The sequence below is a fragment of the Paenibacillus sp. 2TAB19 genome (assembly GCF_052115185.1).
Taxonomy (GTDB): Bacteria; Bacillota; Bacilli; order Paenibacillales; family Paenibacillaceae; genus Pristimantibacillus.
Genome location: NZ_JBFRGE010000001.1, coordinates 65,830 through 87,885 on the forward strand (window position 1 = coordinate 65,830; position 22,056 = coordinate 87,885).

Annotated in this window: 19 protein-coding genes; 5 read left to right on the forward strand and 14 right to left on the reverse strand. The window is 51.4% G+C overall.

The features are described 5' to 3' along the window. Nucleotides 1-30: 30 nt before the first annotated feature. A complete protein-coding gene (locus AB4Z33_RS00305) occupies nucleotides 31-489 on the forward strand; it encodes an Lrp/AsnC family transcriptional regulator (RefSeq protein ID WP_442047964.1) in 459 nt (152 codons plus the stop codon). Between the two features lie 58 nt (nucleotides 490-547). On the opposite strand, the gene AB4Z33_RS00310 is transcribed toward AB4Z33_RS00305, so the two are convergent. The 9 genes from AB4Z33_RS00310 to AB4Z33_RS00350 all read right to left on the reverse strand — a co-directional run bounded on the left by AB4Z33_RS00310 (nucleotide 548) and on the right by AB4Z33_RS00350 (nucleotide 12,770). Beyond that, the gene (locus AB4Z33_RS00310; protein WP_442047965.1) at nucleotides 548-1,816 is read right to left on the reverse strand and encodes an extracellular solute-binding protein; all 1,269 of its coding nucleotides are present in this window, start codon (nucleotides 1,814-1,816) and stop codon (nucleotides 548-550) included. A 27-nt stretch (nucleotides 1,817-1,843) separates the two neighbouring features. Next, nucleotides 1,844-3,367: a response regulator transcription factor gene (locus tag AB4Z33_RS00315; RefSeq protein WP_442047966.1), complete on the reverse strand. Its 1,524-nt coding sequence runs from the start codon at nucleotides 3,365-3,367 to the stop codon at nucleotides 1,844-1,846. Between the two features lie 20 nt (nucleotides 3,368-3,387). After that, nucleotides 3,388-5,160, reverse strand: coding sequence for a cache domain-containing sensor histidine kinase (locus tag AB4Z33_RS00320; RefSeq protein WP_442047967.1), 1,773 nt, complete (start codon nucleotides 5,158-5,160; stop codon nucleotides 3,388-3,390). A gap of 114 nt (nucleotides 5,161-5,274) precedes the next feature. Beyond that, complete coding sequence (locus AB4Z33_RS00325) at nucleotides 5,275-7,068, reverse strand: glycoside hydrolase family 66 protein (protein ID WP_442047968.1); 1,794 nt, start codon at nucleotides 7,066-7,068, stop codon at nucleotides 5,275-5,277. 28 nt (nucleotides 7,069-7,096) lie between these two features. Continuing rightward, nucleotides 7,097-7,930, reverse strand: coding sequence for a carbohydrate ABC transporter permease (locus AB4Z33_RS00330; protein ID WP_442047969.1), 834 nt, complete (start codon nucleotides 7,928-7,930; stop codon nucleotides 7,097-7,099). Nucleotides 7,931-8,005: 75 nt separating this feature from the next. After that, the gene (locus AB4Z33_RS00335) at nucleotides 8,006-8,962 is read right to left on the reverse strand and encodes a carbohydrate ABC transporter permease (RefSeq protein ID WP_442047970.1); all 957 of its coding nucleotides are present in this window, start codon (nucleotides 8,960-8,962) and stop codon (nucleotides 8,006-8,008) included. A 107-nt stretch (nucleotides 8,963-9,069) separates the two neighbouring features. Beyond that, the gene (locus tag AB4Z33_RS00340; RefSeq protein ID WP_442047971.1) at nucleotides 9,070-10,410 is read right to left on the reverse strand and encodes an extracellular solute-binding protein; all 1,341 of its coding nucleotides are present in this window, start codon (nucleotides 10,408-10,410) and stop codon (nucleotides 9,070-9,072) included. Nucleotides 10,411-10,975: 565 nt separating this feature from the next. After that, nucleotides 10,976-11,713: a ThuA domain-containing protein gene (locus AB4Z33_RS00345; protein WP_442047972.1), complete on the reverse strand. Its 738-nt coding sequence runs from the start codon at nucleotides 11,711-11,713 to the stop codon at nucleotides 10,976-10,978. Further along, nucleotides 11,706-12,770 (reverse strand): Gfo/Idh/MocA family protein, encoded by a 1,065-nt coding sequence (locus tag AB4Z33_RS00350; RefSeq protein WP_442047973.1) that lies wholly within the window; start codon nucleotides 12,768-12,770, stop codon nucleotides 11,706-11,708. The genes AB4Z33_RS00345 and AB4Z33_RS00350 overlap by 8 nt, the downstream gene beginning before the upstream one ends. Before the next feature lie 131 nt (nucleotides 12,771-12,901). Here AB4Z33_RS00350 and AB4Z33_RS00355 point away from each other — a divergent pair, with 131 nt between their 5' ends. Further along, nucleotides 12,902-13,822: an AraC family transcriptional regulator gene (locus AB4Z33_RS00355; protein ID WP_442047974.1), complete on the forward strand. Its 921-nt coding sequence runs from the start codon at nucleotides 12,902-12,904 to the stop codon at nucleotides 13,820-13,822. Between the two features lie 5 nt (nucleotides 13,823-13,827). On the opposite strand, the gene AB4Z33_RS00360 is transcribed toward AB4Z33_RS00355, so the two are convergent. After that, complete coding sequence (locus AB4Z33_RS00360) at nucleotides 13,828-14,856, reverse strand: dienelactone hydrolase family protein (RefSeq protein ID WP_442047975.1); 1,029 nt, start codon at nucleotides 14,854-14,856, stop codon at nucleotides 13,828-13,830. Nucleotides 14,857-15,286: 430 nt separating this feature from the next. On the opposite strand from AB4Z33_RS00360, the gene AB4Z33_RS00365 reads away from it, so the two are divergent. Further along, nucleotides 15,287-16,504, forward strand: a complete 1,218-nt coding sequence (locus tag AB4Z33_RS00365) for an aspartate aminotransferase family protein (protein ID WP_442047976.1) — start codon at nucleotides 15,287-15,289, stop codon at nucleotides 16,502-16,504. Nucleotides 16,505-16,578: 74 nt separating this feature from the next. On the opposite strand, the gene AB4Z33_RS00370 is transcribed toward AB4Z33_RS00365, so the two are convergent. The 3 genes from AB4Z33_RS00370 to AB4Z33_RS00380 all read right to left on the reverse strand — a co-directional run bounded on the left by AB4Z33_RS00370 (nucleotide 16,579) and on the right by AB4Z33_RS00380 (nucleotide 19,401). Beyond that, entirely contained in the window at nucleotides 16,579-17,919 is a 1,341-nt protein-coding gene (locus AB4Z33_RS00370) for a multi antimicrobial extrusion protein MatE (RefSeq protein WP_442047977.1), read from the reverse strand. 69 nt (nucleotides 17,920-17,988) lie between these two features. Then, the gene (locus tag AB4Z33_RS00375) at nucleotides 17,989-18,621 is read right to left on the reverse strand and encodes a ThuA domain-containing protein (protein WP_442047978.1); all 633 of its coding nucleotides are present in this window, start codon (nucleotides 18,619-18,621) and stop codon (nucleotides 17,989-17,991) included. Nucleotides 18,622-18,666: 45 nt separating this feature from the next. Next, a complete protein-coding gene (locus AB4Z33_RS00380) occupies nucleotides 18,667-19,401 on the reverse strand; it encodes an SDR family oxidoreductase (RefSeq protein ID WP_442047979.1) in 735 nt (244 codons plus the stop codon). A gap of 124 nt (nucleotides 19,402-19,525) precedes the next feature. Here AB4Z33_RS00380 and AB4Z33_RS00385 point away from each other — a divergent pair, with 124 nt between their 5' ends. Together AB4Z33_RS00385 and AB4Z33_RS00390 are read left to right on the forward strand one after the other, a co-directional pair. Next, nucleotides 19,526-19,732 carry a hypothetical protein gene (locus tag AB4Z33_RS00385; RefSeq protein WP_442047980.1) on the forward strand — a complete coding sequence of 69 codons (207 nt, stop codon included), beginning with the start codon at nucleotides 19,526-19,528 and terminating at the stop codon, nucleotides 19,730-19,732. Between the two features lie 62 nt (nucleotides 19,733-19,794). Further along, entirely contained in the window at nucleotides 19,795-20,421 is a 627-nt protein-coding gene (locus tag AB4Z33_RS00390; RefSeq protein ID WP_442047981.1) for a hypothetical protein, read from the forward strand. Here AB4Z33_RS00390 and AB4Z33_RS00395 read toward each other — a convergent pair. After that, on the reverse strand, nucleotides 20,404-22,053 hold the full coding sequence (locus AB4Z33_RS00395) for a thiamine pyrophosphate-binding protein (RefSeq protein WP_442047982.1): 1,650 nt from the start codon (nucleotides 22,051-22,053) through the stop codon (nucleotides 20,404-20,406). The genes AB4Z33_RS00390 and AB4Z33_RS00395 overlap by 18 nt on opposite strands. Nucleotides 22,054-22,056: the final 3 nt, after the last annotated feature.

Below are 22,056 nucleotides of genomic sequence, written 5' to 3' on the forward strand. Positions count from 1 at the left end.
ACAAAAATTCGATTCAGGAGTGGATTTAATATGTTATTACCTCACATGGACGAGACCGACCAAGAAATTATTCGATTGCTTCATGACAACGGAAGGATGTCCTACGCCAAGATCGGCGAGCACCTTAATCTTTCGAGGGTAGCCATTCAGAAGAGGGTCGATTCGCTCGTCGACAGCGGCATTATCGAAAACTTCACCATCCGGCTTAACACGACAAGACTCGGGCAGGCGATCTCCGCTTTCTTCGAGGTTGCCGTAGAGCCAAGATTCGTGGAGCAGGCCGGCGCTATCTTGTCGGAGGAGCCGGAGGTCATCAGCATCTACCAAATGACCGGCCCAAGCTCTCTGCATATGCATGCGTTGTTGAAGGATGAAGAGGCATTGGAGCATTTTTTGTTCAAAAAAATATACGCCCTCGAAGGGATCGTCAACGTCAACACGCATATGGTCATCAGACGTTTCAAGCAAGGTACCGGCCTCGAGCTATAGCGCGAACAGCAAAGGCGGCACAAGGAATCAGTCCTTGTGCCGCCTTTGCTGCGATACCTTATTCCAGCCATTTATCAATCTGCTCGGCCGCTTCCGTTAACCCCTCCCGGGCGGACAGCTCTCCTTGGAAAAWCCTTATCATATAATCCAAATAGATCTCTTCGATCTTGCCCCAATGCTTGACCGGCGGACGGAGAAACGTCTGATCGAGCGCCTGCGTGAACGGCGGGATGAATGAGTCGTCCTGCGCTTTGATTACCTTCGCTTTCATATTAGTTGGTATGAGCCCCGTCTTCGACATCGCGATCTGCGAATCCTCCCGCACCATCCATTTCATGAATGCCCATGCTTGGGCCGGGTACTCCGCTCCCTGCATGATGACCAAATCCTCGCCTCCTAGTATCGAAGCAGGGCCATAATCTGGCGAGAAAGGGACAGCGACGGTGGAATCAATGGCCCGTTTCAACTCATCCCCCTCGAAGATGCTATAAAACCACGGCCCTTCATCCGTTACCAAAATGCGCCCCGTCTTCACGCCCTCCCAGTTATCCGCGCCGCCGCTAATGATGTTGCGGTCGATTAGCTGCTCGTTATACAGCGAGACAAGCTGCTCAACCGCATGAATCGTCTTATCGCTGTTCAAGTACCCCGAAGCCTTCTTATAATCGTCGCTCGTCATGATACCGCCTAACGCATAAATGTAGGGAAGACTCTTCCACGCGTCGAGCCCGCCGATGCCGATCTTGAATCGATGCTTCTTCGCAAGCTCGATGACTTCCGCGAAACTCGCAGGCGGATCGGTAAGGCCTGCCTCCTTGAGCAGCGCGCGATTATAGATGGCGACCTTCGTATTCATATTGACCGGCAGCGAGTAATGCTGGCCTTCATAATAACCCGCCGATCCCGTATTGCTCTGGAGCGCGGACATCACCTCGTCATAGTCGGGATTGTCGCCGAGCGGAAGCAGCAGCCCGCTCTGAGAGAACTCCGGTACCCATGCAATATCCATCCGAACAACATCCGGCGCGCGGTCGGAGGATGCCTTGGATATAAGCGTATACTTCAGCTCATTATCATTCGCTTGACGAACGGGATGAACGCGCACATCCGGGTGGACCTTCTCGAAGGCCGGAATCAATTGGTCCTCCAGTATTTGCGTCTCCGCATCGCTATACGTATGCCAAAACTCGATTTCATACACTTTATTATCGTTCAGACTCGCCACGCTGCTCTTATCCGTTATGATCGACTGTTGCCCGCAGCCGGAAGCAAAGAGCAGCAACGTTGCGAGCACTAGCATCTTTATTCGTTTTTGATTAACGGCCATTTCGCTCTCTCCCGTCGCCTAATTCGCTTATTGCTGGTGCTTGTCGCGATATTCCACCGGCGTCATCCCCGTCATTTTCTTGAACAGCTTGCTAAAATATTTGACATCGTTGAAGCCCGACCGCTCGGCAACCTCATAAATCTTGATCTCATTCTCCATAAGCAGCCGCTTCGCTTCATGAAGCCGAAGGTCGATCACATAATCAATAAAATTATGGCCGGACTGCTTCTTGAACAGATTCGACAAATAGCTTTTGCTTACATGAATGGAGTCCGCGACGTCCTGCAGCGTCAATTCCTCGCGATAATGGAGCTTAATATATTCCATTGCCTTCGCAATTAATTGCGCGCCATGCCCTTTGTCCGTAAGCTTCATTCGATTAGGCGACTCCATCTCCTCCGACAAGCTGTGAATAGCGGCCTCTAGCTGCCCCAGCGTTTCACATCGCCTGACAAGCTCACGGAAGTCGAAGGACACCTTGGAATCGCCATTCTTGTAAGATAAAACCGTCAACAGCTCATACGCTTCTCTTCTCACTTGCTCTGGCAATGGCTGCTCTGTTCTCCAACGCTCGATAAAGCTGTCAATAGCAGCCTGGGCCGTAGAGTCAGAACGAAGATTAGGCTTCGTTAACGTCTTCTCCTCGCCATCTTCCCATTCATAGACGCTCCCTACGCCGTCATAAAACCGTCGCATGGCAGCAGTACGGCTTCTTTCCATGCCGGTTTTCAGCCATTCCGTATCCGCAGATGCGTTATAGCCGATCGTAACGGATAGCGAAAGCTCGTTAGCCACTAGCGATTGAAAACGAGCAAGCAAAGCCTTCTCTTCTCCTACTTTCGGTGACCGCTCGGGATAAACGAGCAGCAAGCCTTCCCCGCTCATAATCGGTGCGCAGCCTATCTCCGACCAATCGTAAAACAACGTCTGAATATCCTCATACATCATGCTCAAATGCAAATTCCCATACGTCTCTTGCCATTCCGTCAATCCGTCGGCAGTTACATAGGCACATGTATACGTACCGCCATTCATGCCGAATAAATCGCCAAAGCGCAAGCCGGGATTGCCGGAAAAGAGTGATCGAATGACGTCCTGCTCCAGCCGTTTGCGATCCAGCAGCGCAGTCTGTTTGACGAGTTGCTGATGCTCCACGACTTGCTTGCGGCCACGAGCAAGCAGGTCCTTGCATCTCTGCAATACAGCTATCAGCTCCTCGGCCTCCAGCGTCGGCTTAAGCAAATAATCGATCGCCCCTTGCTTCATCCCTTCGCGTACGTATTCGAATTCATTATAGCTGCTGATGAGAATGATTTTGATCGACGGATTAATGGCAAGCGCTTGCCGAGTAAGCTCCAAGCCATCCATGACCGGCATCTTGATATCGGTAACGAGAATATCGATCGGCTTCTCGCGAAGCACGCCGAGCGCTTCCTTGCCGTTCGCGCAATCGCCTTCTAGAATAAGCCCCAGCCCGCCCCAATCGATGAAGCTCTTCAGGCCATTGCGAATAATCGGCTCATCGTCCACGATTAACACATGATCAAACATCTTCTTCCCCCCTCTTGCCGCTAATTCTGAAATCTAAGTATAATATGGATCGTTGATCCGACATCCGGTTCGCTCATGATGGAGAGGGATGAAGCCGGTCCGTAATACAGCCTCAGCGAATCATGAATATGCCGCAACCCGATGCCGAGTTGCTCCATGCCTCCCTGCCGGGAATTCATTAGCTTCAGTTGCTCGCCTTCTATCCCAGCTCCATTATCCTTCACAACGATATGCACTTCGCGATATCGACCATAGACTTCAACCGTTATGTTTCCACCCCGATTGAGCGGAACGAAGCCGTGGAATACGGCATTTTCGATGAGCGGCTGCAGCAGCATTCGCGGGATTCGAATCCCATTTTGCTCCGGCTCAATCTGAATATTCAGCTCGTACTTATGTTCATAACGCATCTCGAGAATGACCAAATATTTCTGAATAATCTCCAGTTCTTCCTCGATCGTAATCATTTGTCCGTCTTTGCCCATGTTCGCCTGCAGCAGCCGAGTAAGTGCTGCCAGTCCTTGATCAGCCCGCTCCCGCTCTCCTGAACGAATAAGCCAGCGCAGCGTGCTTAATGTGTTATATAGAAAATGAGGATGTATCCGATACGTTACCGCTCGCACCTCAGCCTCCAGCTTCTCCTTCTGCTGAGTTTCGACTCGTTCCATCAACTGCTCGATCTCATCGAGCATCTTATTGAAATGCTTGCTCATTAGCCCGATCTCGTCGGACGTCTTGACCTCCGTCCGCACCGTCAGATCTCCCTGCTGCACGCGCCGCATCTCGAGCGTCAATTGCTTAATCGGCTTTGTCACCTTCTTGGCAATCAATAGCCCGATAAGGACGGCCATAAGCGCGAAGCACGCCGATGTAATCAGAATGCGCGTATGCAGCTTATCGAGCGCGCCCGTAATCTCCACGGTCGGCACCGTACCGACAAGCATCCAACCGTTGCTCAGCATTTGCTTGACGCCATAATACGGAACGCCATTATTGTCATATTCGAATTCGACCGCGTCATTGCCGACAATAAGCTCATGAAGATCACGCTCAGCTACCGGCTTGCCGATTCGCGTCAGATCGGTGTCAATCATGACAACACCCTCCGAATCGACGACCGTATAACGTCCCGTTTCGCCGAGCTTCACTTGACCAATCGTGTTGACTGCCGATCGGCCGTTCATGTTCACGACAAGCAGCCCAATCTGCTTCAGCGTATCGAAATCCTTTAGGACACGGCTTACCGGCAGCACCAGCTCCGTGTTCTCRCCGCCTCCGCTAAAGAGATCCCTGCGAAGCGGCTGCCAGACAAGCTTGCCGTCTTCCAGCTTCGATTTCTTCACCCAGTCCAGCTCGGCCAGCTCGGCCTTCTTCAGCTTCGACGTGGAGAAAGTGCCGCTTCCCCAGCCGACGCCGCTATCCTTCAATATATAAACGATTTTGACAAAGGAGCTGGAGTAGGCAATATTTCGAAGCAGCGTATTCGTCGATTTCGACATCTCTACTTGCTCATTCAACGGGCTCGTCGCGTAATGCATAGCCGTATGCTGAACCTGCAAGTCGCTATAGATCAAATCCGATGTGTCGCTGCCCGCATTGATCATGGTTGATAGCGCGTCCGCGGTCTGTTTCGTCAACTGCACCGTGGAAGCCCTTACGTTTTTTTTGACAAGTGCGGTAGATTCCAAGTAGAAAGAGAACCCCGACAACGTAGTAGGGATCAATATAATGAACAAAAAGGCGATAATGACCTTGGAAGCATAGCGGTTTCTGATTCGTTCAAAGCGAAGCATAGGTATGTCCACCCTTACTATTCGAGATAATTCTAGTTTACCTCATTCGCCGTTGTTTAAAAGAGAAAAAACCAAAGCGTCTCGGGCTTTCCCGCCATCGCTTTGGCAATTCTATTATTGCTTGTACCTCACCGTCACCATATCCCAATACTTCAGGCCCGGAAGCTTGAATGTTGCGACGCCGTCCTTCTGCTCGAACGACAGCTCGACTGCTGATCCGTTGTAATAATCGGGCGAAGCAAACTGAATGCTTGCAACCTCTTTTCCTGAGGGAAGGGCAATCCGGACATCCTTAAGCTCTCTAGGAATAGCCTGCTTGCCTTCATTATCGCGCCATTCCAGCGTCGTCGCATCGGTGAAATTAATGAAGTGGACGATATCGCTATCACCCTTTTGCTTAGTGAATGACCATACCTTATTAAGCTCGGGAGCAGTTGACACCTGGGTATCGCCTAGCCCTTCCGCCGCTAGCTCAGAATCTTCAACACCGTCGCGAAGAACATTTTGGTAGGCGACCAGAAAATCATAGTAACGAACAAGCTGCTCCTCCAGCTCGCCCGGAATACTCAAGTTCCGATTCGGAAAATATTCCTTCGCCAGCATGTTCTCGCCGAGCTCCAGATGCGAGCCTCCCGCCGCGAAAATAACGGCGTCGGTAAGCAGAACACCCGGCGTATTGAATTGTCCCGCCGAATTAGCCAGATCATAGTTCATGTAAGCAGCCAGCACCGTATTCAGCTTGCCCTTGCCGAACTTGTTGTTCTGATCGATGATGTCCTTCAAGTTCAAATACTTCGGATGCGCGTCCCATACCTCCGTGTACAGAAACTCTAACGGTGCCTGCGCAGCAAGGAAAGCTTGCCCGTATTGGCCGACCGCGTTCATGACGTAATCGGTATTCAGCTTCTCCTTAGCCGCCTTCAGGAAGGAAACGTACCCTTCGGCGAGCTTGGCCGATTCGCCCTTGCCATTCCATAGCGCACCGCGGTCGCCGAGCTGATCCACATGCCAACCGTCAAAACTAAGCTGCTTGAACACTTCGATTTCCTTCTCTATTAGATAGTTCTGCCATTCCGGGTTAGCGGGATCATAGAGCATAATATCGCTAGCCCAGCTATCCGGCAGCGGATGTTTATCTTGATTCGTCTGCGTCGGATCGCGGAATAGACCCCATTCCCGCTTCACTCCATCGGCTTCCGCGCCTTCGTATGCGCCGAACAGCAAGTTGTAGTTCATCGCCATCATGTTCCGTTCATGGGCAAGATCGATATAACCTTTAACGGTATCGAAAGCAACGGGACGATTCGCGATATCCGGCCACTCGGCGGCCGGCTCGTTCCCGTTCATTTGGAGCGGCTCGTGATGCTTGTATTGCCAGTCGTAGAACTGAATGCCGTTAATATGGAATCGGTTCAAGCGCTCGATAACGGCCTTCTGTTCATCCGCCGACATCGCATGGAAGTCAGCCAAGTAGCCGTAACGCGGGAACTTGCTCCAATCTGCGGAGACGTCGACCGCGACGTTGAGATGATCCACCGCCTTGCCCTTCTCCGTCAGGAATACTTCGGCCATGTAGCCCTTGCCATCCTCCTTCGGAGGCGTCCAGCTCCAAGCGGCTTGCTTGCCGTCCAGCTTCACTTCCTGCCTGCCGACCTGTTCGCCGAGATGGCGATATTGAACGATGATCTTCGAACCGGGCCGGTCTTCCTTCAGATCAAGCGTGAATTGCACCTTGTCGCCAGGACGATACGCAGCCTTATCCGTAGAAAGCTTCGTCATGAAGCTTTGGCTCTGTACGGTTTCGGCGTTCAGCTTCAGCTCGCTGCTACAGCCCGCCGCGGACATTGCAGCAACGCAGCCGACGAGCAGCAACGATAATGATTTTATTTTCATAGGTTTCAATTTCATTCGTGATCTCCTGTTCTTATCGATGGCATTAACCTTTCACGCCGCCTTCGTTAAAGCCGCCCTGCACGAACCGCTTTTGGAAAATGATATAGAGCAGCACGGTCGGAATGAGCGCAATAATCGAAGCCGCGAATACCCATGAGTAATTCGTCGCGTATTTGTCGTTGAACATGAGGAGCGCGATCGGCAGCGTGCGCATCGCTTCATCCTTAATAATGACCAGCGCTGTGAAATATTCCTCCCATGTGCCTTGGAACGAGAGAACGGCGAGCGTCGCGATGGCCGGCATCGACTGCGGCAAATAAATATTCCAGAAAATCCGCCAGTTGCCCCCGCCGTCGATGAGCACCGATTCCTCGTATTCCTTCGGTATGCTTTGGAAGAAGCCGCGCAAGAAAAACGTGCTACCGACGACCCCGCCGCCGATGTAGATGAGCCATAGCCCCCAATACGTGTTGATCAGATGAAGCGATTTGATGATCAGGAACTGCGGGATAATATTGATGACACCCGGAATCATCATCGTCAGCAGAAACGTGCGGAACAGAAATTCTTTGCCGGGAAACGTAAATCTCGCGAAGCCATACGCCGTCAAGCAGCCGAGGAACAGACTGCCGACCATGGATACGATCGTCACAAGCGAGCTGTTCAGAAAATAACGCGCGAAATTATTTCTGCTCCACACCAGCTTGTAATTGTATAAGTCCGGAACGACCGAGAACACTTCCTTCGGCCGCGGCAGCGAATAGGCGCCCTTGATGAAGCTCGTCATAATCATATAGATGAAGGGAAACAGGAAGGCCAAAGCGCCTAAAATAATAATTGCGTAAACGAGCAGTTGAATATGCCAATTTGTCTTCATTGTTATCCCTCCCTAGCGCAAACGGTTAGCTAAGTCCTTTGGAGGAGTAAGCTAACGTTTCGCGGATGAAATATTTTATAAAAACCGCTGATTGCCGAATTTTTTCATCTGGGTATACGTCAGCAGGAAGACGGCGATCCCCATCATGACGGCTACCGCGGATGCATAACCGAAGTTAAAGTTTTTGAACGCTTGCATATACATTAAGCTCGGCAGCGTCTGGGTTTGATCCATCGGCCCGCCTCTCGTAATAAAGTACACCTGCGGGAAAAAGTTGAATGCGCCGTTGATCAAGTTGATCACGACAAACGCCGTTACCGGTCCTAGCATAGGGACGGTTATGCTCCAGAACTGCTTCGTGCCGTTTGCCCCGTCGATAGCCGCAGCCTCGTAATACTCTTTCGAAATTCCCTGCAACGCTGCCAAATAAATGACGACACCCCAGCCGACCGTCTTCCAAATGTGGAACAGCCAAATGACGATCATCGCCGACCAATAGTTGGAGAGAAAATTGATCGGTTCATTAAAAATGCCGAGCTGCTTGTAGAAAATGTAGTTAACCAAGCCGTATTCGCCGCCTGCGAACAGGAAGCGGAACAAAAACGCAACGACGATCCATGAAGTAATAATAGGCAAGTAGTAGACCGTCCGGAAGACGATTTTTTGCTTCACAAAATGAAGGTTGATCAGTACGGCGAACACGATCGCGAGCAGCCAGTTGATCGGTACGGTCACCGCGACGTTCAGAAACGTATTGCGGATCGCCATTAACACTTTATTGTTCGGATCAGTGAAGGCCGATACGTAGTTGTCGAACCCGACATACGGATTTTCCGCGTTCGGCATGATGCTGTAGTCTTGGAAGCTGATGAGGATATTCCGGATCATCGGGTAGATGACGAACACAGCCGTGCCAACGACGCCCAGGAAGATGAACGGCAGCACCACCATCCATTGCTTCAATCCTTTTTTGAACCGCAAACTAGCAGGGGTATGCCCGGATATCGGCTGACCCGTCACTGGAATAGACATGAGGAAACTCCTTCCTTCTCGCTCAATTGGGAGGCCTTCTTCTCTCCGCCTGGGATGAAGAAGAAGGCCTCAGTGATTGAGAATGCGTAAGTTAGTTGATTGATTGCTTACTTGGTGAGGATCGCTTCGATGTTTTTCGCTGCTTCGTCCAGCGCTGTCTTGGCGTCAAGCTCGCCGCGGACTGCTTTCTCGAACGCGAGGTTAATGATCGACTCCATCTCGCCGTATTGCGGAATCGGCGTGCGCGGTAGCGCTGTCTCAAGCTGCTTCACGTATTCGGCAACAAAAGGGGTCTCGAGGAAGGACGGATCGTTAGCTGCTGTTTTGTTCGTTGGAATGAGGCCAAGCTTGCTCATAATCTTCTGCGGCTCTTCGCCGAGCATCCACTTTGCGAACGTCCATGCTTCCTGCGGGTTTTTCGAGTTTGCGAAGATAACGAGATCCTCGCCTCCTACGACGGAGCGGCTGCCGCCGTCGCCGGCTGGTATCAATGCGCGAACCGTTTGCTCGAGCGGCTTGAACGCCGATTCCGCTTCGTTCATGAGAATGCTGTAGAACCAAGGTCCGTCGTCGATCATCATGTAATCATTGTTTTTCATGCCGTCCCAAGCGCCCGGTTCGCCGCCGAGAATCGTCGGCGTAACGAGTCCATCCTTGTTCCATTGCACGATCGTCTCCAGCGCCTTCACGCTGGCAGGGCTGTTCAAGAAACCTTCAACCTTCGTATAATCCTCGTTCGTCAGCGTGCCGCCGAGACTCCAGAAGTAAGGCGATGCCGCCCACACGTTGGCGCCGCCGATGCTGATGCCGCCCGGCTTGCCTTTGGATACCGCAAGCTTYGCCGCGGCGACGAGCTCATCGATAGTCGCCGGTGCTTGCGCTACGCCGATTTCATCCAAAATCGCTTTGTTGTATATCGCGATTTTTGTATTCGTATTCAGAGGCACGCCATAGTAGCCGCCGTTATATGCGTTCGTTTGCATCGGCCCTTCGAATAGGTTGCCTTTCAGATCCTCGAACCCGTCCATTTGGCTAATATCCTGCAACGCGCCCATCTTCGCGAATTCCGGTACCCAGATAATGTCCATCCGCATCAGGTCGGGAGCCGCGTCGCCCGCTACGCCGGCAATAACCTGCTCCTTCAATCCTTCATACGGCATGCGCGTCAGCTTCAACTCGATGTTCGGATACTGCTTCTCGAACAGCGGCTTGATTTCTTCCGTAAGCACCTTCTCTTCCTGGTCGCTGTACGTGTGCCAATATTCGATTGTTACTTTTTTGCCGTCCGTTTGCGGCTTGTTCCCGCTTTCATTTGTCGGCTTGTTGTTGCCCCCGGTGTCGGCCGGCGTATTGTTCACATTGTTTCCGCTGTTGCCGCTGCAAGCCGTAATYGTGAATGCCGTTACCGCTGCCAGAACCCCGAAGAAAATCTTTTTGTACCTTTTCATTGTGTAAGACCCTCCCTCTCATATGTGCGTTGCTTCCTCATTATGAGTTGAAAGGCGGTTTCAAGAAACCGTTTACATTGTGCTTATGGTGTCGGATTTTACTCATGTTTCTTAAACGAGTTATGGAGCGAAATAAAGTGGTGTCTTATATTTCTGTGTTTGTAGAAATATAAGACACCATGAGATGGAGGCTGCGCTGGTCTGCTGGTATAGGTTCGATCAATTAGCTGGAAAAACTCCAGTTAATTCTTCGTGAGTAACCGTTTTGAATGTAATAACTGGAATTTCTCCTTCTAATTATGCCATTCTCCTCCTATAGCGGGGATTAGTTCTATATTAAAGGGAGTATCTCCAGTTATTTCAATCAACGACGCCTAGATTGACAATTTAACGGGAGGTCTTCCTGTTAATTTCCGAATGGCAGAGCTCTGCAAGCAATCGCATAGTCAACAAGACAAGTCGCTTCTAAGGAAGCAGTTCTACACGGCTATGGCTATGGATAACCTTTAGAAAAAAAACAGGGCGTTCCCGTCTGAGACGGGAACGCCCTTCCTCTGTATAAACCTTAGTCCGCCTTACCGATCGGCTCGATCGGAGCGACGCGTCCATATGCGACGCTCGCGCCTTTAACTGGCGCAGCCCATCGAACGCCATTGCCGATGACCTGCAGGATCTCCGGCTGGTGATAGATCGGGAACGTTTCATGCCCCGGGCGGAAGTAGAACAGCTTACCTTTGCCTCTACGGTAGCAGCAGCCGCTCCGGAACACTTCTCCTCCCTCGAACCACGAAATGAATACAAGCTCGTCCGGCGCTGGAATTTCGAAGCGCTCGCCGTACATTTCTTCCTTAGGAATCTCGATATACTGGTCGAGACCTTCCGCAATCGGATGACCATGCTCGATTACCCATATCCGTTCCTTCTCGCCATCGTCGCGCCACTTCAGCGCGCCCGTTTTCGTGCCGAGCAGCGATTCGAATATTTTCGAGCCATGGCCCGAATGAAGGACGATCAGCCCCATGCCGTCCAGCACTTTATCGCGAACCTTCGCCACGATGTCGTCCCTTACTTCTCCATGCGCCAGATGCCCCCACCAGATAAGCACATCCGTATTCGCCAGCACCTCGTCCGTTAAGCCATGATCGGGATCATCCATCACGGCGGTCCGCACTTCAACACCCGCTTGCGTTTTCAAATACCCGCCAATAGCATTATGAATACCTTCAGRGTATATGCTTGCCACATGCTCRTTCACGCGCTCATGCCGATATTCATTCCATACGGTTACTTTTATATTAGCCATGATTAGCTGCCTCCACGGGTGTGATTGATACCCATTTTTCTTCGGTGAACGATTGAATAATGCGATCGATTGTTAATTGGTTGATGAATCCGTCTTGTATGGTCGCATCTAAGCCGTCGCCTTTACCCAGCAATAAATCAAAAAARGATTGCATCTGGCCGACACGGCAATCGTCGGGAATATCCACGGAACGGAACTGCTGCTCATCGCCAAACTTCACTTGAAGCGTATCCTCTTCTTCGAGGTTATACAAAAGCGCGCCCTTCGTCCCGTACACTTCCACCTGCTGATAATTGCCCCGTCCGTACGCGAACCGCGAAATGCTCATCGAGGAGGAAGCTCCGCTCTCGAAACGAGCCAGCACATGGCAGAAATCATCGACATCAACGGCACCCTTACCTTCCGCTCCAATCCGATTACGCTCCTTCACGATCGTGCCTGCATCGGCTATAACACGTACCGTTTCCCCGACAAGAAAACGATGGAGGTCAAGAATATGCGAGCCTAAGTCACCGAGCGCCCCCGAGCCTGACAAGTCTTTGCGGAATCGCCATACGAGCGGAATGTCTTCGTTCAGCCCCCAGCTTTGCAAGTATTGACTGTATACATGGTGGACGAATCCAAGCTCGCCCTTCTCAATTAATTGTTTCGCATAGCGAACGGCCGCTTTATACCGATAGGAGAAACACACCATATGCGGTACAGGGTTTTGAATTAGAGCATCCCGCAGCGTAATCGCTTCCTGTTCATTGAGCGCGATTGGCTTCTCTAGCGCAAAAGGTTTGCCAGCTTGAATACATTCGTATGCTGCATCAAAGTGGTTGCTGTTCGGCGTTCCGATCGTCACCGCATCGAGCTCGATATCTCGGAGCATCAGCTTATGGTCGGTATAGCGGCGCTCCTCCGGAATATTCAACTGCTCTCCCCTTGAAGCAAGCGCTTCTTCATTAACGTCGCAAATCGACCATAGCTCCGCATCCTCGCTTGCCTGTATGCCCTCGATATGAAAGTTAGCAATCCCGCCTAGTCCAATAACGCCAATCTTTAACTTCTTCACTCGTTATCCCCCGTTTCAATGTCGGCTGCGAATACAACCCCAGTATAGATTGTGATAGAATGAACGGGAATGTAAGATACAGACTCTTTTTGTACAAAACCGACTTTTGAAGTTATGACGGAGGTGTTCGCTTGCTTGCGATCAATATCGAAATCGTGCCAAGAATTCGTCTGGTAGGCTTCATATCGTATAAGAGCCCTTGGCTTCACTTCAAACGGATTACGGACGAATACGTCCTCTATTTCATCAAGAGCGGCGAGCTGCATATGAAGGAGAATGGCCATTCCTTCGTGCTGCGGAAAGGCGATATATACGTGCTTGAACCGAATATGGAGCATGAAGGCACGGAACATGATCTATGCGATTATTATTATATTCACTTCGAGCATGGGGACATTAGAACGCTTCAGGTGGAGGATATGAAGGCGCTGGCTCAATATTTTATCGCTCATCACGATCAGTCGCCGTTTCTAGAGGGAAAACCTGTCCATCCGCTTGTGTCCGAATATGACTGCTGCTTTCCAAAAAGCCATGCGATTACGGACAAAGCAAGGTTCCGCAAGGCGCTTCTCGCTATGAACGACATGCTGCAGCTGTATAGGCGCAAGCATTACAACCACAGCTTGACCGCTCTGCGGTTCACGGAGCTGCTGATCGAGCTGTCGCGGGACAACTTCATGGACGAGCTGCAAAGAAATGACCGTTACCCTGCCAAATCGATTGGCAAGGTGAACGGTCTGCTCGATTATATCCATCAGAACTACCCGCACAAAATAACGAGTCATCAAATCGAATCGGCCTTCGAGGGCAACTATGATTATTTGAATCGTTGCTTCAAAGCGATGACGGGGCAAACGATTACCCAATACGTCAATCAAGTACGAATCAAGCATGCGAAGGAGCTCATCGAGACAACCGACCTTACTTTTGGCGAGATCGGCTATTTAACTGGTTTGAACGATCCTTATTACTTCAGCAAAGTGTTCAAGAAACATGTCGGTATGCCCCCGAATCAGTATGCAAAGCGAATCATAGAGGAGAAGAAGACATAGGAGCATTATTTGGAGAGTGTGTCCCTCAGCCAGTCGTATGCAAACCTTCCGCTTATTTCGTGAACGCCAGGGAAAACGTCTTGCGCCAGCTTGTCTGCCGCACCCTCCCTATCGTAGATTGCCTCAATTCGAGCGGCCGCCTTATGGAATCCGGCAACAGGGAAGATCGGATCCTTCTCTCCCGATTCCAGAAACAACGGACGCGGCGCAATTAAGCCGATCAGTTCCGGCAGCTCCGCTTGCTCGAGCAGACCCGGCGTGTAGTTGTCGATGCAATGTTGCACAGCGAATATACTGTCTTTAATCGTATTCGTGAAGCCCGTTAGCACCGCGGCGCTGATCCTCTCTTCCAAAGCAGCACACACATAGGCGATTAAACCGCCTCCCGAGAAGCCCATGACGCCAACCCGATCTTCATCCACTTCTCGGCGCGAGGCAACATAACGAAACGCATGAAGCGCTTCTGCGACACGTAGTCCGGTAAGCGTCTTGCCGAGCATCATAAGCTGCGTCGACAGACGATAGCAAGAGTTCGGCGCTTCCGGATTCGCAGCCAAATCGGCAAGCAGCCTGCGTTCACCGAAGCCGATCACGTCAGGTGCGATAACGATCATCCCGCGCTTCACAAGCTGAACCGCGAAATGCTGGTGTATGCCGGGTATGCCTTCATCCGGCAATCCATCCTTCAGCAGGCCGACGATTTCGCGGCTGCCGTAACCATGACCATGCAGCGCCAGAACACCAGGCAGAGGACCTCTCGCCTCTTTCGGAATGAGGACATACGCGGCATAAGAAACGCCCGGCGTCGCCGACAGCTCCACTCGCTCGCGAATATAACCGTCGCATTCGACGCGCTCCAGCAGATGCGRCTCATGCTCCTCATTACGCTCGAACTCGCCGATTGTCTTACGAAGCGTCTGCTTCAGTTTCTCTTTTCGCTGCGGCCGCGTCTCCCCCGCAGCTTGCACCTTATGCTTGTTCACCGCTTCCTCATACAACCGATCAAGAAGCGAATCCCCGTTCCACGTATTCATCTCTCGTTCATCCTCCCTGCTCATTTATGGTTAAGTTGATCATAACATGATAGCGCTGTCATAAATAGCGAATGAGAGGCATCCCTCCCCGTCCCGTCAGAGCTGCATGATGGCTGCCTATGTAGGAAGCTACTGAAGCCGTTTGAGTGGATTTTGTCCAATGAACTAGAGGGTTACAGCAATTCTGTTACTTTTGAGTGGATTTTATACAGACTAATCCGTCTATCTAGCTCGCATCCGCCTAAATGGACTCATTAGCCTGTACCAGATCCATTCAAACTTATATTTTGGAGTAGTTCGCCTCATTTGAATGGACGAAATCCAGTCTAAAATCCAACCACGCTCGTTAAGAATTACTTCACGAACTATTGCATATAAATACGGTGTAATGTATATTTATACAATAATCTGAATAAGCGGGTGAATATTTATGATTCAAACAGAAACAGCTGTAACAACACAGACAACCGGCTTGCTGGCCGAAGCCGATAAATCGATACTTTTTACGACCAAACGTCCTTCTATTGTAATGGAACGCGGAGAAGGCATGTTTATGTGGGATACAGAAGGCAAGCGTTACCTTGATTTTATTGCAGGATGGGCCGTTAATGCGCTTGGCCACTCGCCGGCGGTGCTTCGGGAGGCGCTTGCCGAGCAGTCGGGAACGCTTGTGCATGCAAGCCCAGCATACTACAACAAGCCGATGATTCAATTCGCTGAGCTGCTAACGCATATTAGCGGCATGGATAAAGCGTTCTTCGCGAGCAGCGGGTCTGAGGCTAACGAAAGCGCCATTAAGCTGGCAAGAAAGCATGGCGCTAAGAAGATGAACGGCGCTTATGAGATCATTACCGTTAAGAACGGCTTCCATGGACGTACGCTTGCTATGATGTCGGCAACTGGCAAGCCAGAATGGGAGACGTTATTCGCTCCGAAGGTAGACGGCTTCAAGCATGTGCCAATCAACGATTTGGATGCCTGCTTCGCCGCCGTCAATAACAATACATGCGCGATTATGCTCGAGCTCATTCAAGGCGAAGGCGGCGTTAACGTCGTCGATGAAGCTTACTTGTATGGACTGCGCAAGATCTGCGATATGTACGGCATGCCGCTTATCATCGACGAGATACAGACCGGACTTGGCAGAACCGGCAAGCTGTTCGCCTTTGAGCATTACGGGATTAAGCCCGATATTTTGACGCTGGGCAAAGCAATCGGCGGAGGCTTCCCGTTGTCGGCGATGCTGACTACCGACAAATACGATATTTTCGAGCAAGGCAATCAAGGCGGCACCTACACCGGAGCGCCGTTGTCGATGGCTGCGGGATACGCGGTCGTAAAAGAAATTGCCCGTAGCAACCTGTCTCGCAATGCCGAGCTTCAAGGGCAGTACTTGAAGGTCAAGCTAAGCGGCCTATCGCTTGACCTGCCGATCTCGAACATTCGCGGCAAAGGGCTATTGCTCGCCTTCGACGTCCCAGAAGGACTGGGGCCGAAGCTTGCTGCTGCTTGCCAAGATGCAGGCTTGCTCATCAATGCGCCCAAGCCCTCTGCTATCCGGCTAATGCCGCCGCTTATTGTGGCGCAGGAGCACAGCGATCTTATGATCGATATTTTGCGCCGCGAAATGAGCAGCCTCCTCGCATAACCCGGCCACATAGAAGGGGCGTCGATCATTGGATCGACGCCCCTTTATTATGTGCTAAATGACATAGCGACCTATCAGACTGCCGCTCTTGCTGCAGCAGGAACGGGTTCATCCGTTTTAATAAATCGCAGCGCCAATGCAACGAATATGAGCTCCGCCATCATGCCGAGCGACTGCGCCCAAGCTCCGATTGCCCCGTTCCATTCGGGAGCAAGCCAGGTACAAACGATAAGCGTGATGATCGTGAAAGTTAGATTCGAGATTTGGGAGCCGATAATAAGTTTCGTCTGTCTGCGTACGAATACGAGTCCATTCAGGACATCAAGCCAAGGCATCACGAGCGCGAAGAGCACGAAGCTTTGCAATACCCGAATGCTTTCTGCCTGCAATCGGCCGTGTACGCCGATAACATGCTCCAGCAAAAAAACGCCTAAATCCGTAAAGGCTATGAGCCCCATTAACAGTGCGGGCACGAAACCTAGCATTAGCGTAAATCGACGAACCGCACCGGGATCGATAGGATAGAAATTGATTACGATTTGATGAAAATAGCTAAAAAAACTGCTGAGCAGCATAACGAGACTGGCTGCGATCGCAAAGGAAGAAATGGCCAGCTCGGCATTCCACGTTTTGCCCAGCATCGCATTAATCGCCGGACCGATCCACACCGAAATAAGGGAAGAGAACAATAACGGCCGGTAAAAAGAGAAAACATGACTTTTGGTCTTAGTGGTATGATCCTCCAGCTTGTCCGGCATTTTGCGTACGAGCAAACGCCCCTCCATGAAGCTGACCGCCGCTTCGATCATCATGCCGAATAAGAAGATGTACGCTCCGACAACGCCGCTGTGCACCCCGGTATGGATAAAATACAGCGAGAGCATATACATACCGGCGAGTCGGACTGCCATGCCGATCGTCAGCCACTTGGTGCGCAAATTATAAATGATAACGCCCTGGTAAAAACAGCGAATCCCCGAAAATATACTTACGAACATAAGCACCTGATAGACCCGAAGAACATCGTCCACACTGTCCTCACCGACTCCGAATACGTCTTTAAATATGAATGTCCCGAGCGGTGTATAGCTGATCAACAGCCCCATTATCATAATGCTGGCAAACACAAGCTGTGCGACGGTAAGCGTCGACGTATAGGAGCGTTTATCCCGAACCAGTGTAGAGCAGGTCTGACGGAGCAGAACGGCCGGCCTTTCCGTAATTGCAAGCAGGCTCATCGCGACCGCATAACTGGCGATTATCCGCTCGGGGTCAGCAGCTCTGCTTAATGTACTATTAATAATTACGTGCGAAATGGTGACCAAACTTGCCGAAATGCCTAATGGCAGAAAAAAAGACCATAATTTCATCATGCTTATGGCTTGCTGCTTCGTCTGTAACATAGGCTCGCTCATATGCAGGCTCCTTCTTGCTGTTGGTCTGTTATCGTCTTAGCTTAACGACTAGGTGCTTGCCGCTTCCCGTTAACGAGCCGCCCACATCGCCGCGCTCGCAATGAGGCCGCGATACGGAAGGTTCGCGAACGACGGCGCATGATGGCCCGGCATCAAATAGGCAACGCGGCCAAGTCCGTGCTTATGCGCCCATGCTGCCGGATACAATTCTCCGTCCATCTCATAGGTCATGAGCAGCTCTGTCTCGATGAAAGAGTCCATCTCGAACATATACGGCTCTTCATCCATCTCGAACGGCTCAGCTCCTGTCCATATTTCATGACTGTTGTCCGCGTAACGGAACTTCAGCCGCTGATATTCCGGATGTCCGAGAAACTTAGCGCCAATCAACTGGCGCAGCTCATGCCGATTCTGCACCGATATGCCGTTATGAATGACGAGCAAGCCGCCTCCTTGCACCACGAAAGCGACAAGTCCGGCAACTTGCGCATCGGTCAGCTTCTCCTCCCAGCAATCGGCATACGAGACGCATAGATCGTATTGGCCAATCGAAGCAGAGTGTAATCGGTCATAGTCATCGGTTGCTTCCAGGACGAAGCGATCGCCCAGAATCGCCTGCAGTTCCTTCTCTATCGCATGAAGCGGATGATACGGCGCGCGCTCATTGTCGCCGAACACCATTGCTCGAATCTTATCGCTCATCACTAATCCCCTTTCTATTCCTTCCAATCTCGTTCCTATTATAAACTACCAGTTCATAGCCGTGCCGTTATAATCGACATATTCGCATTCCGCTTGCGACTGAGGCTGCGCCAGCTTCTCTTCGACGACGCGTGTAATCGAAGCAGCGGATTGCTCTGGTGTCAGCTCTGCATTCGCGTCCAGCTTGCCCTGCATATACGTCTGCACCCAGCCCGGATGCATGGCGAGTACGCGGCCGCCCAAAGGCTTGAAGCCGTTATGCACGAGCTTCGACTGCATATTAAGCGCCGCTTTGGACATGCAATACGCATACCAGCTATCGCGATGGCAGTTGCTTATGCTGCCCGCTTCCGACGATATGTTCACGATCATCTTCGTCTCGCCTTTCAGAAGAAGCGGCATGAAGGACTGACTCATCCGCAAGCTTCCGAGCGTATTGACGTTGAAGACGCCCATCATCTCCGCGTAGTTCAGCTCATCGGTAATTTTCGCCTGAATATCGCCTAGAATCGCCGCATTATTGAACAGCAGGTCCAACTGACCTGCGCGGTCTGCCACATAGCTTACCGCCTGGGCAACACTTTCATCACGCGACACATCAAGCTGCACAATATGCAGCTGATCGCCGTATTGCTGCTGCAGCTCAGACAGCCCTTGCGTCCCCTCCGCGTATTGGCCGGCGAATACCGTATAACCTTTGCCGAGCCATACCGATGCCAGCGCCAGTCCGACACCGCGATCCGCTCCTGATACAAATACGGTTTTTGTTGTTTTCGTCATATCGAATACACTCCTCTAGTTGAATGACGGGACGAAGCTTTGTTGAAAGGTCGAATGTTGGATAAGCCGCCCCGCATACGCTTATATGATTGATTAGAGCCCGATAGCCGGAGGTTGTATCACGTTGAAAAAGCGAACCCCACCTACGAAAGAATTTACCGTCTACGTCGTTCCCGCATGGAAATGGAGAGAATTTATCGCCTTCGAGCTGATCGGCGGATTCGCCTTTTATTTAGTATGCAAAAAAACGGCAAACTCCGAGCTGTTCGGAATAGCCGCTAACATTGCCGGTCCTCAAATGCTCCGGTATATGACGAGCTTGTACCGGTAATCTTTCTCTATGAGACATCACTGCCATCCCTTATAATATGACATAGATGGGAGGCATGCACAATGATGACGAAGTCGGAACAAATGGACAAGCTGCTTGAGACCTATGAATCCGGTGCTAGCGGCGCAGTCATTATCGCGGTCGTAAGGCAAGTGTTTGCTATACAGCTAGAATTGATGCCCTTTCTTGCTGCTGACACTGACACTGACACTGAAACTGGAGCCTATAAAAGCTCGCCTAGCGCCGCTTTTGAAGCTTATATCGAAAGCTCCGACCGAAAGACGGCTTCCGGCGTGGACATTCGCCGGTGGATTAATCAACTTTTCGGAATTAATCTGGATGCATTATCTGCGCTGGAGGGTAAACAAATTTCGATGTTTTCGAAAGGCCGGTGGATGATCCAAAGCAGCGACGATCTGTTCGCCGTACATACCGGAGCTCATGATGTGGACGTTCAAATCTCTGCGACAGTCCGCTACGTCGAGCTTGCCGGTTCTTCTGAGCCGCCGCCGGCTTTAATTACAGATCTATCCCGGTTGGGCTACGAGTATGATTCCCAATCGATCTGCTTCCGCTATGCCGATCCTGAGGGCAAAGCTGTTCCCGACTCGTTCAAGGGACACACGATTAAAGCGCTTTTGGACGCGATACGCGAGTTCAACAGACGAGGCTTATTTGCCGAAGGATGATAGAAACTTGACCCGGTCACCCATTGGCGGCGTACCGTTATCCTTTAACGCGACTTCCAATATAGCCGGTCCGTTCGAGTTCAGAAGCCCGTTCACGGCATCTTGGTCCAGATCGTTCATATCGTTAATGCGGTAGCTCGGAATTTGCATCGCCGCACCCATCCGGGATATATCGATCGGCTCCTGCTCGAAGGATGGGTGCGTTCGCTTGAACTGCAGTGAATGTCCATGATAGACCATGCCGAGACGCGCGTTGTTCATGACGATGAACAAGATCGGCAAGCCAAGCTCCTTGGCCGTCAATATTTCCATGCCATGCATGAAGAAACAGCCATCCCCCGTTATGCAAGCGACGGGCCGGTCAGGCTCGGCCAACTTGGAGCCGATCGCCGCTCCGATCCCGCTTCCCATTGCTCCGAAATGGACATTGATATCGAACGAATCCTCCTCCAGCACCTTCATATGGTGAATGACATAAGACATGAACTCGCCAATATCTACCGTATACCTCATATCAGCCGGCAGGCTGCTCTGAATATGGCGCAGCACATTTTGTGTGTTATATACTTCGTCCGTAGTAACTGGCGTCTCCTGCTTAATCGCCTTACGTTGACCGCTGGCGCTAACCCCAGACAATCCTAGCGATTTCAACTCATCGATTAACATGAGCAAGCTTAAGCGGATATCGCCCAACACGGGAAGATCGATCGCGTATTTCCGATTGAACACCGTCTGGTCGAAATCGAGCTGAATCGTGAACCGGCCTTTCGTCAAGCTTGCGTTATAATTGTTCGTGGCGGTCTCGCCTAAGCTCGAGCCGACGATGAGCAGCGCGCCGCCTGCTCCTTCGGTAACTAGATTCGAGGCGGTCTCATGACCGGCAAAACCGAATACGCCCCAGTGGAGCGGATGCTGCTCCGTAATATAACCCTTCGCCTGCGGCGTCGTCATAATCGGCCAGTTCAGCATTTCAGCCAGCTCGATCAGCAGATCGACAGAGCCGCGGACGCCTTGTCCGACCAGTATGCAGCCGTCCTTCGTATTCAGCAGCGCTCCGGCCGCCTTCTCGATGACATCCAGTTTCGGAACCATCGGCCTCCTAGGAGGAAGGAGGGGAATGTCGGGTTCTCCCACTTTCGCATGCTGAACGTCAATCGGTATCGCGACATGAACCGGCCCCGGCACCCCCGATATCGCAATTTGGCACGCTTTAACCACTTCCGAGAGTAACTCGCCCGCTTCCTTGACGATAACGCTGTGCTTCGTCACGGTACGAAATATCGGAGCTGCATCCAGCTCCTGCGAGGCGTTCAGGCCCATCGTGCTTACGGGAACTGCGCCGGTAATGAACAACACCGGCAAATGCTCGCGCATCGCGCTGGCGGCACCGGTAATGAGGTTCGTCCCGCCCGGACCGCTGCAGCCAATGCTCACGCTAAGACCGCCGGAATACTTCGCGTAGGAAGCCGCCATATACGATGCGGCTCCTTCATGCTTCGTGACGACCGGTTCTATTTCCGGCATTTCGTATAGCTCGTCGAAGAAGGCGTTAACCGATCCCGCCGGGATACCAAAAATATGCTTTACGCCGTTTGCCTTCAATAACTCCAATACTGCTCTTGCCGCTCTCATTCC

Coding starts and splice junctions, on each gene's coding strand:
- AB4Z33_RS00305 (WP_442047964.1), top strand. CDS start 31: ATGTTATTACCTCACATGGACGAGACCGACCAAGAAATTATTCGATTG.
- AB4Z33_RS00315 (WP_442047966.1), bottom strand. CDS start 3,367: ATGTTTGATCATGTGTTAATCGTGGACGATGAGCCGATTATTCGCAAT.
- AB4Z33_RS00325 (WP_442047968.1), bottom strand. CDS start 7,068: ATGAAATTGAAACCTATGAAAATAAAATCATTATCGTTGCTGCTCGTC.
- AB4Z33_RS00330 (WP_442047969.1), bottom strand. CDS start 7,930: ATGAAGACAAATTGGCATATTCAACTGCTCGTTTACGCAATTATTATT.
- AB4Z33_RS00335 (WP_442047970.1), bottom strand. CDS start 8,962: ATGTCTATTCCAGTGACGGGTCAGCCGATATCCGGGCATACCCCTGCT.
- AB4Z33_RS00365 (WP_442047976.1), top strand. CDS start 15,287: ATGATTCAAACAGAAACAGCTGTAACAACACAGACAACCGGCTTGCTG.
- AB4Z33_RS00370 (WP_442047977.1), bottom strand. CDS start 17,919: ATGAGCGAGCCTATGTTACAGACGAAGCAGCAAGCCATAAGCATGATG.
- AB4Z33_RS00375 (WP_442047978.1), bottom strand. CDS start 18,621: ATGAGCGATAAGATTCGAGCAATGGTGTTCGGCGACAATGAGCGCGCG.
- AB4Z33_RS00380 (WP_442047979.1), bottom strand. CDS start 19,401: ATGACGAAAACAACAAAAACCGTATTTGTATCAGGAGCGGATCGCGGT.
- AB4Z33_RS00390 (WP_442047981.1), top strand. CDS start 19,795: ATGATGACGAAGTCGGAACAAATGGACAAGCTGCTTGAGACCTATGAA.
- AB4Z33_RS00395 (WP_442047982.1), bottom strand. CDS start 22,053: ATGAGAGCGGCAAGAGCAGTATTGGAGTTATTGAAGGCAAACGGCGTA.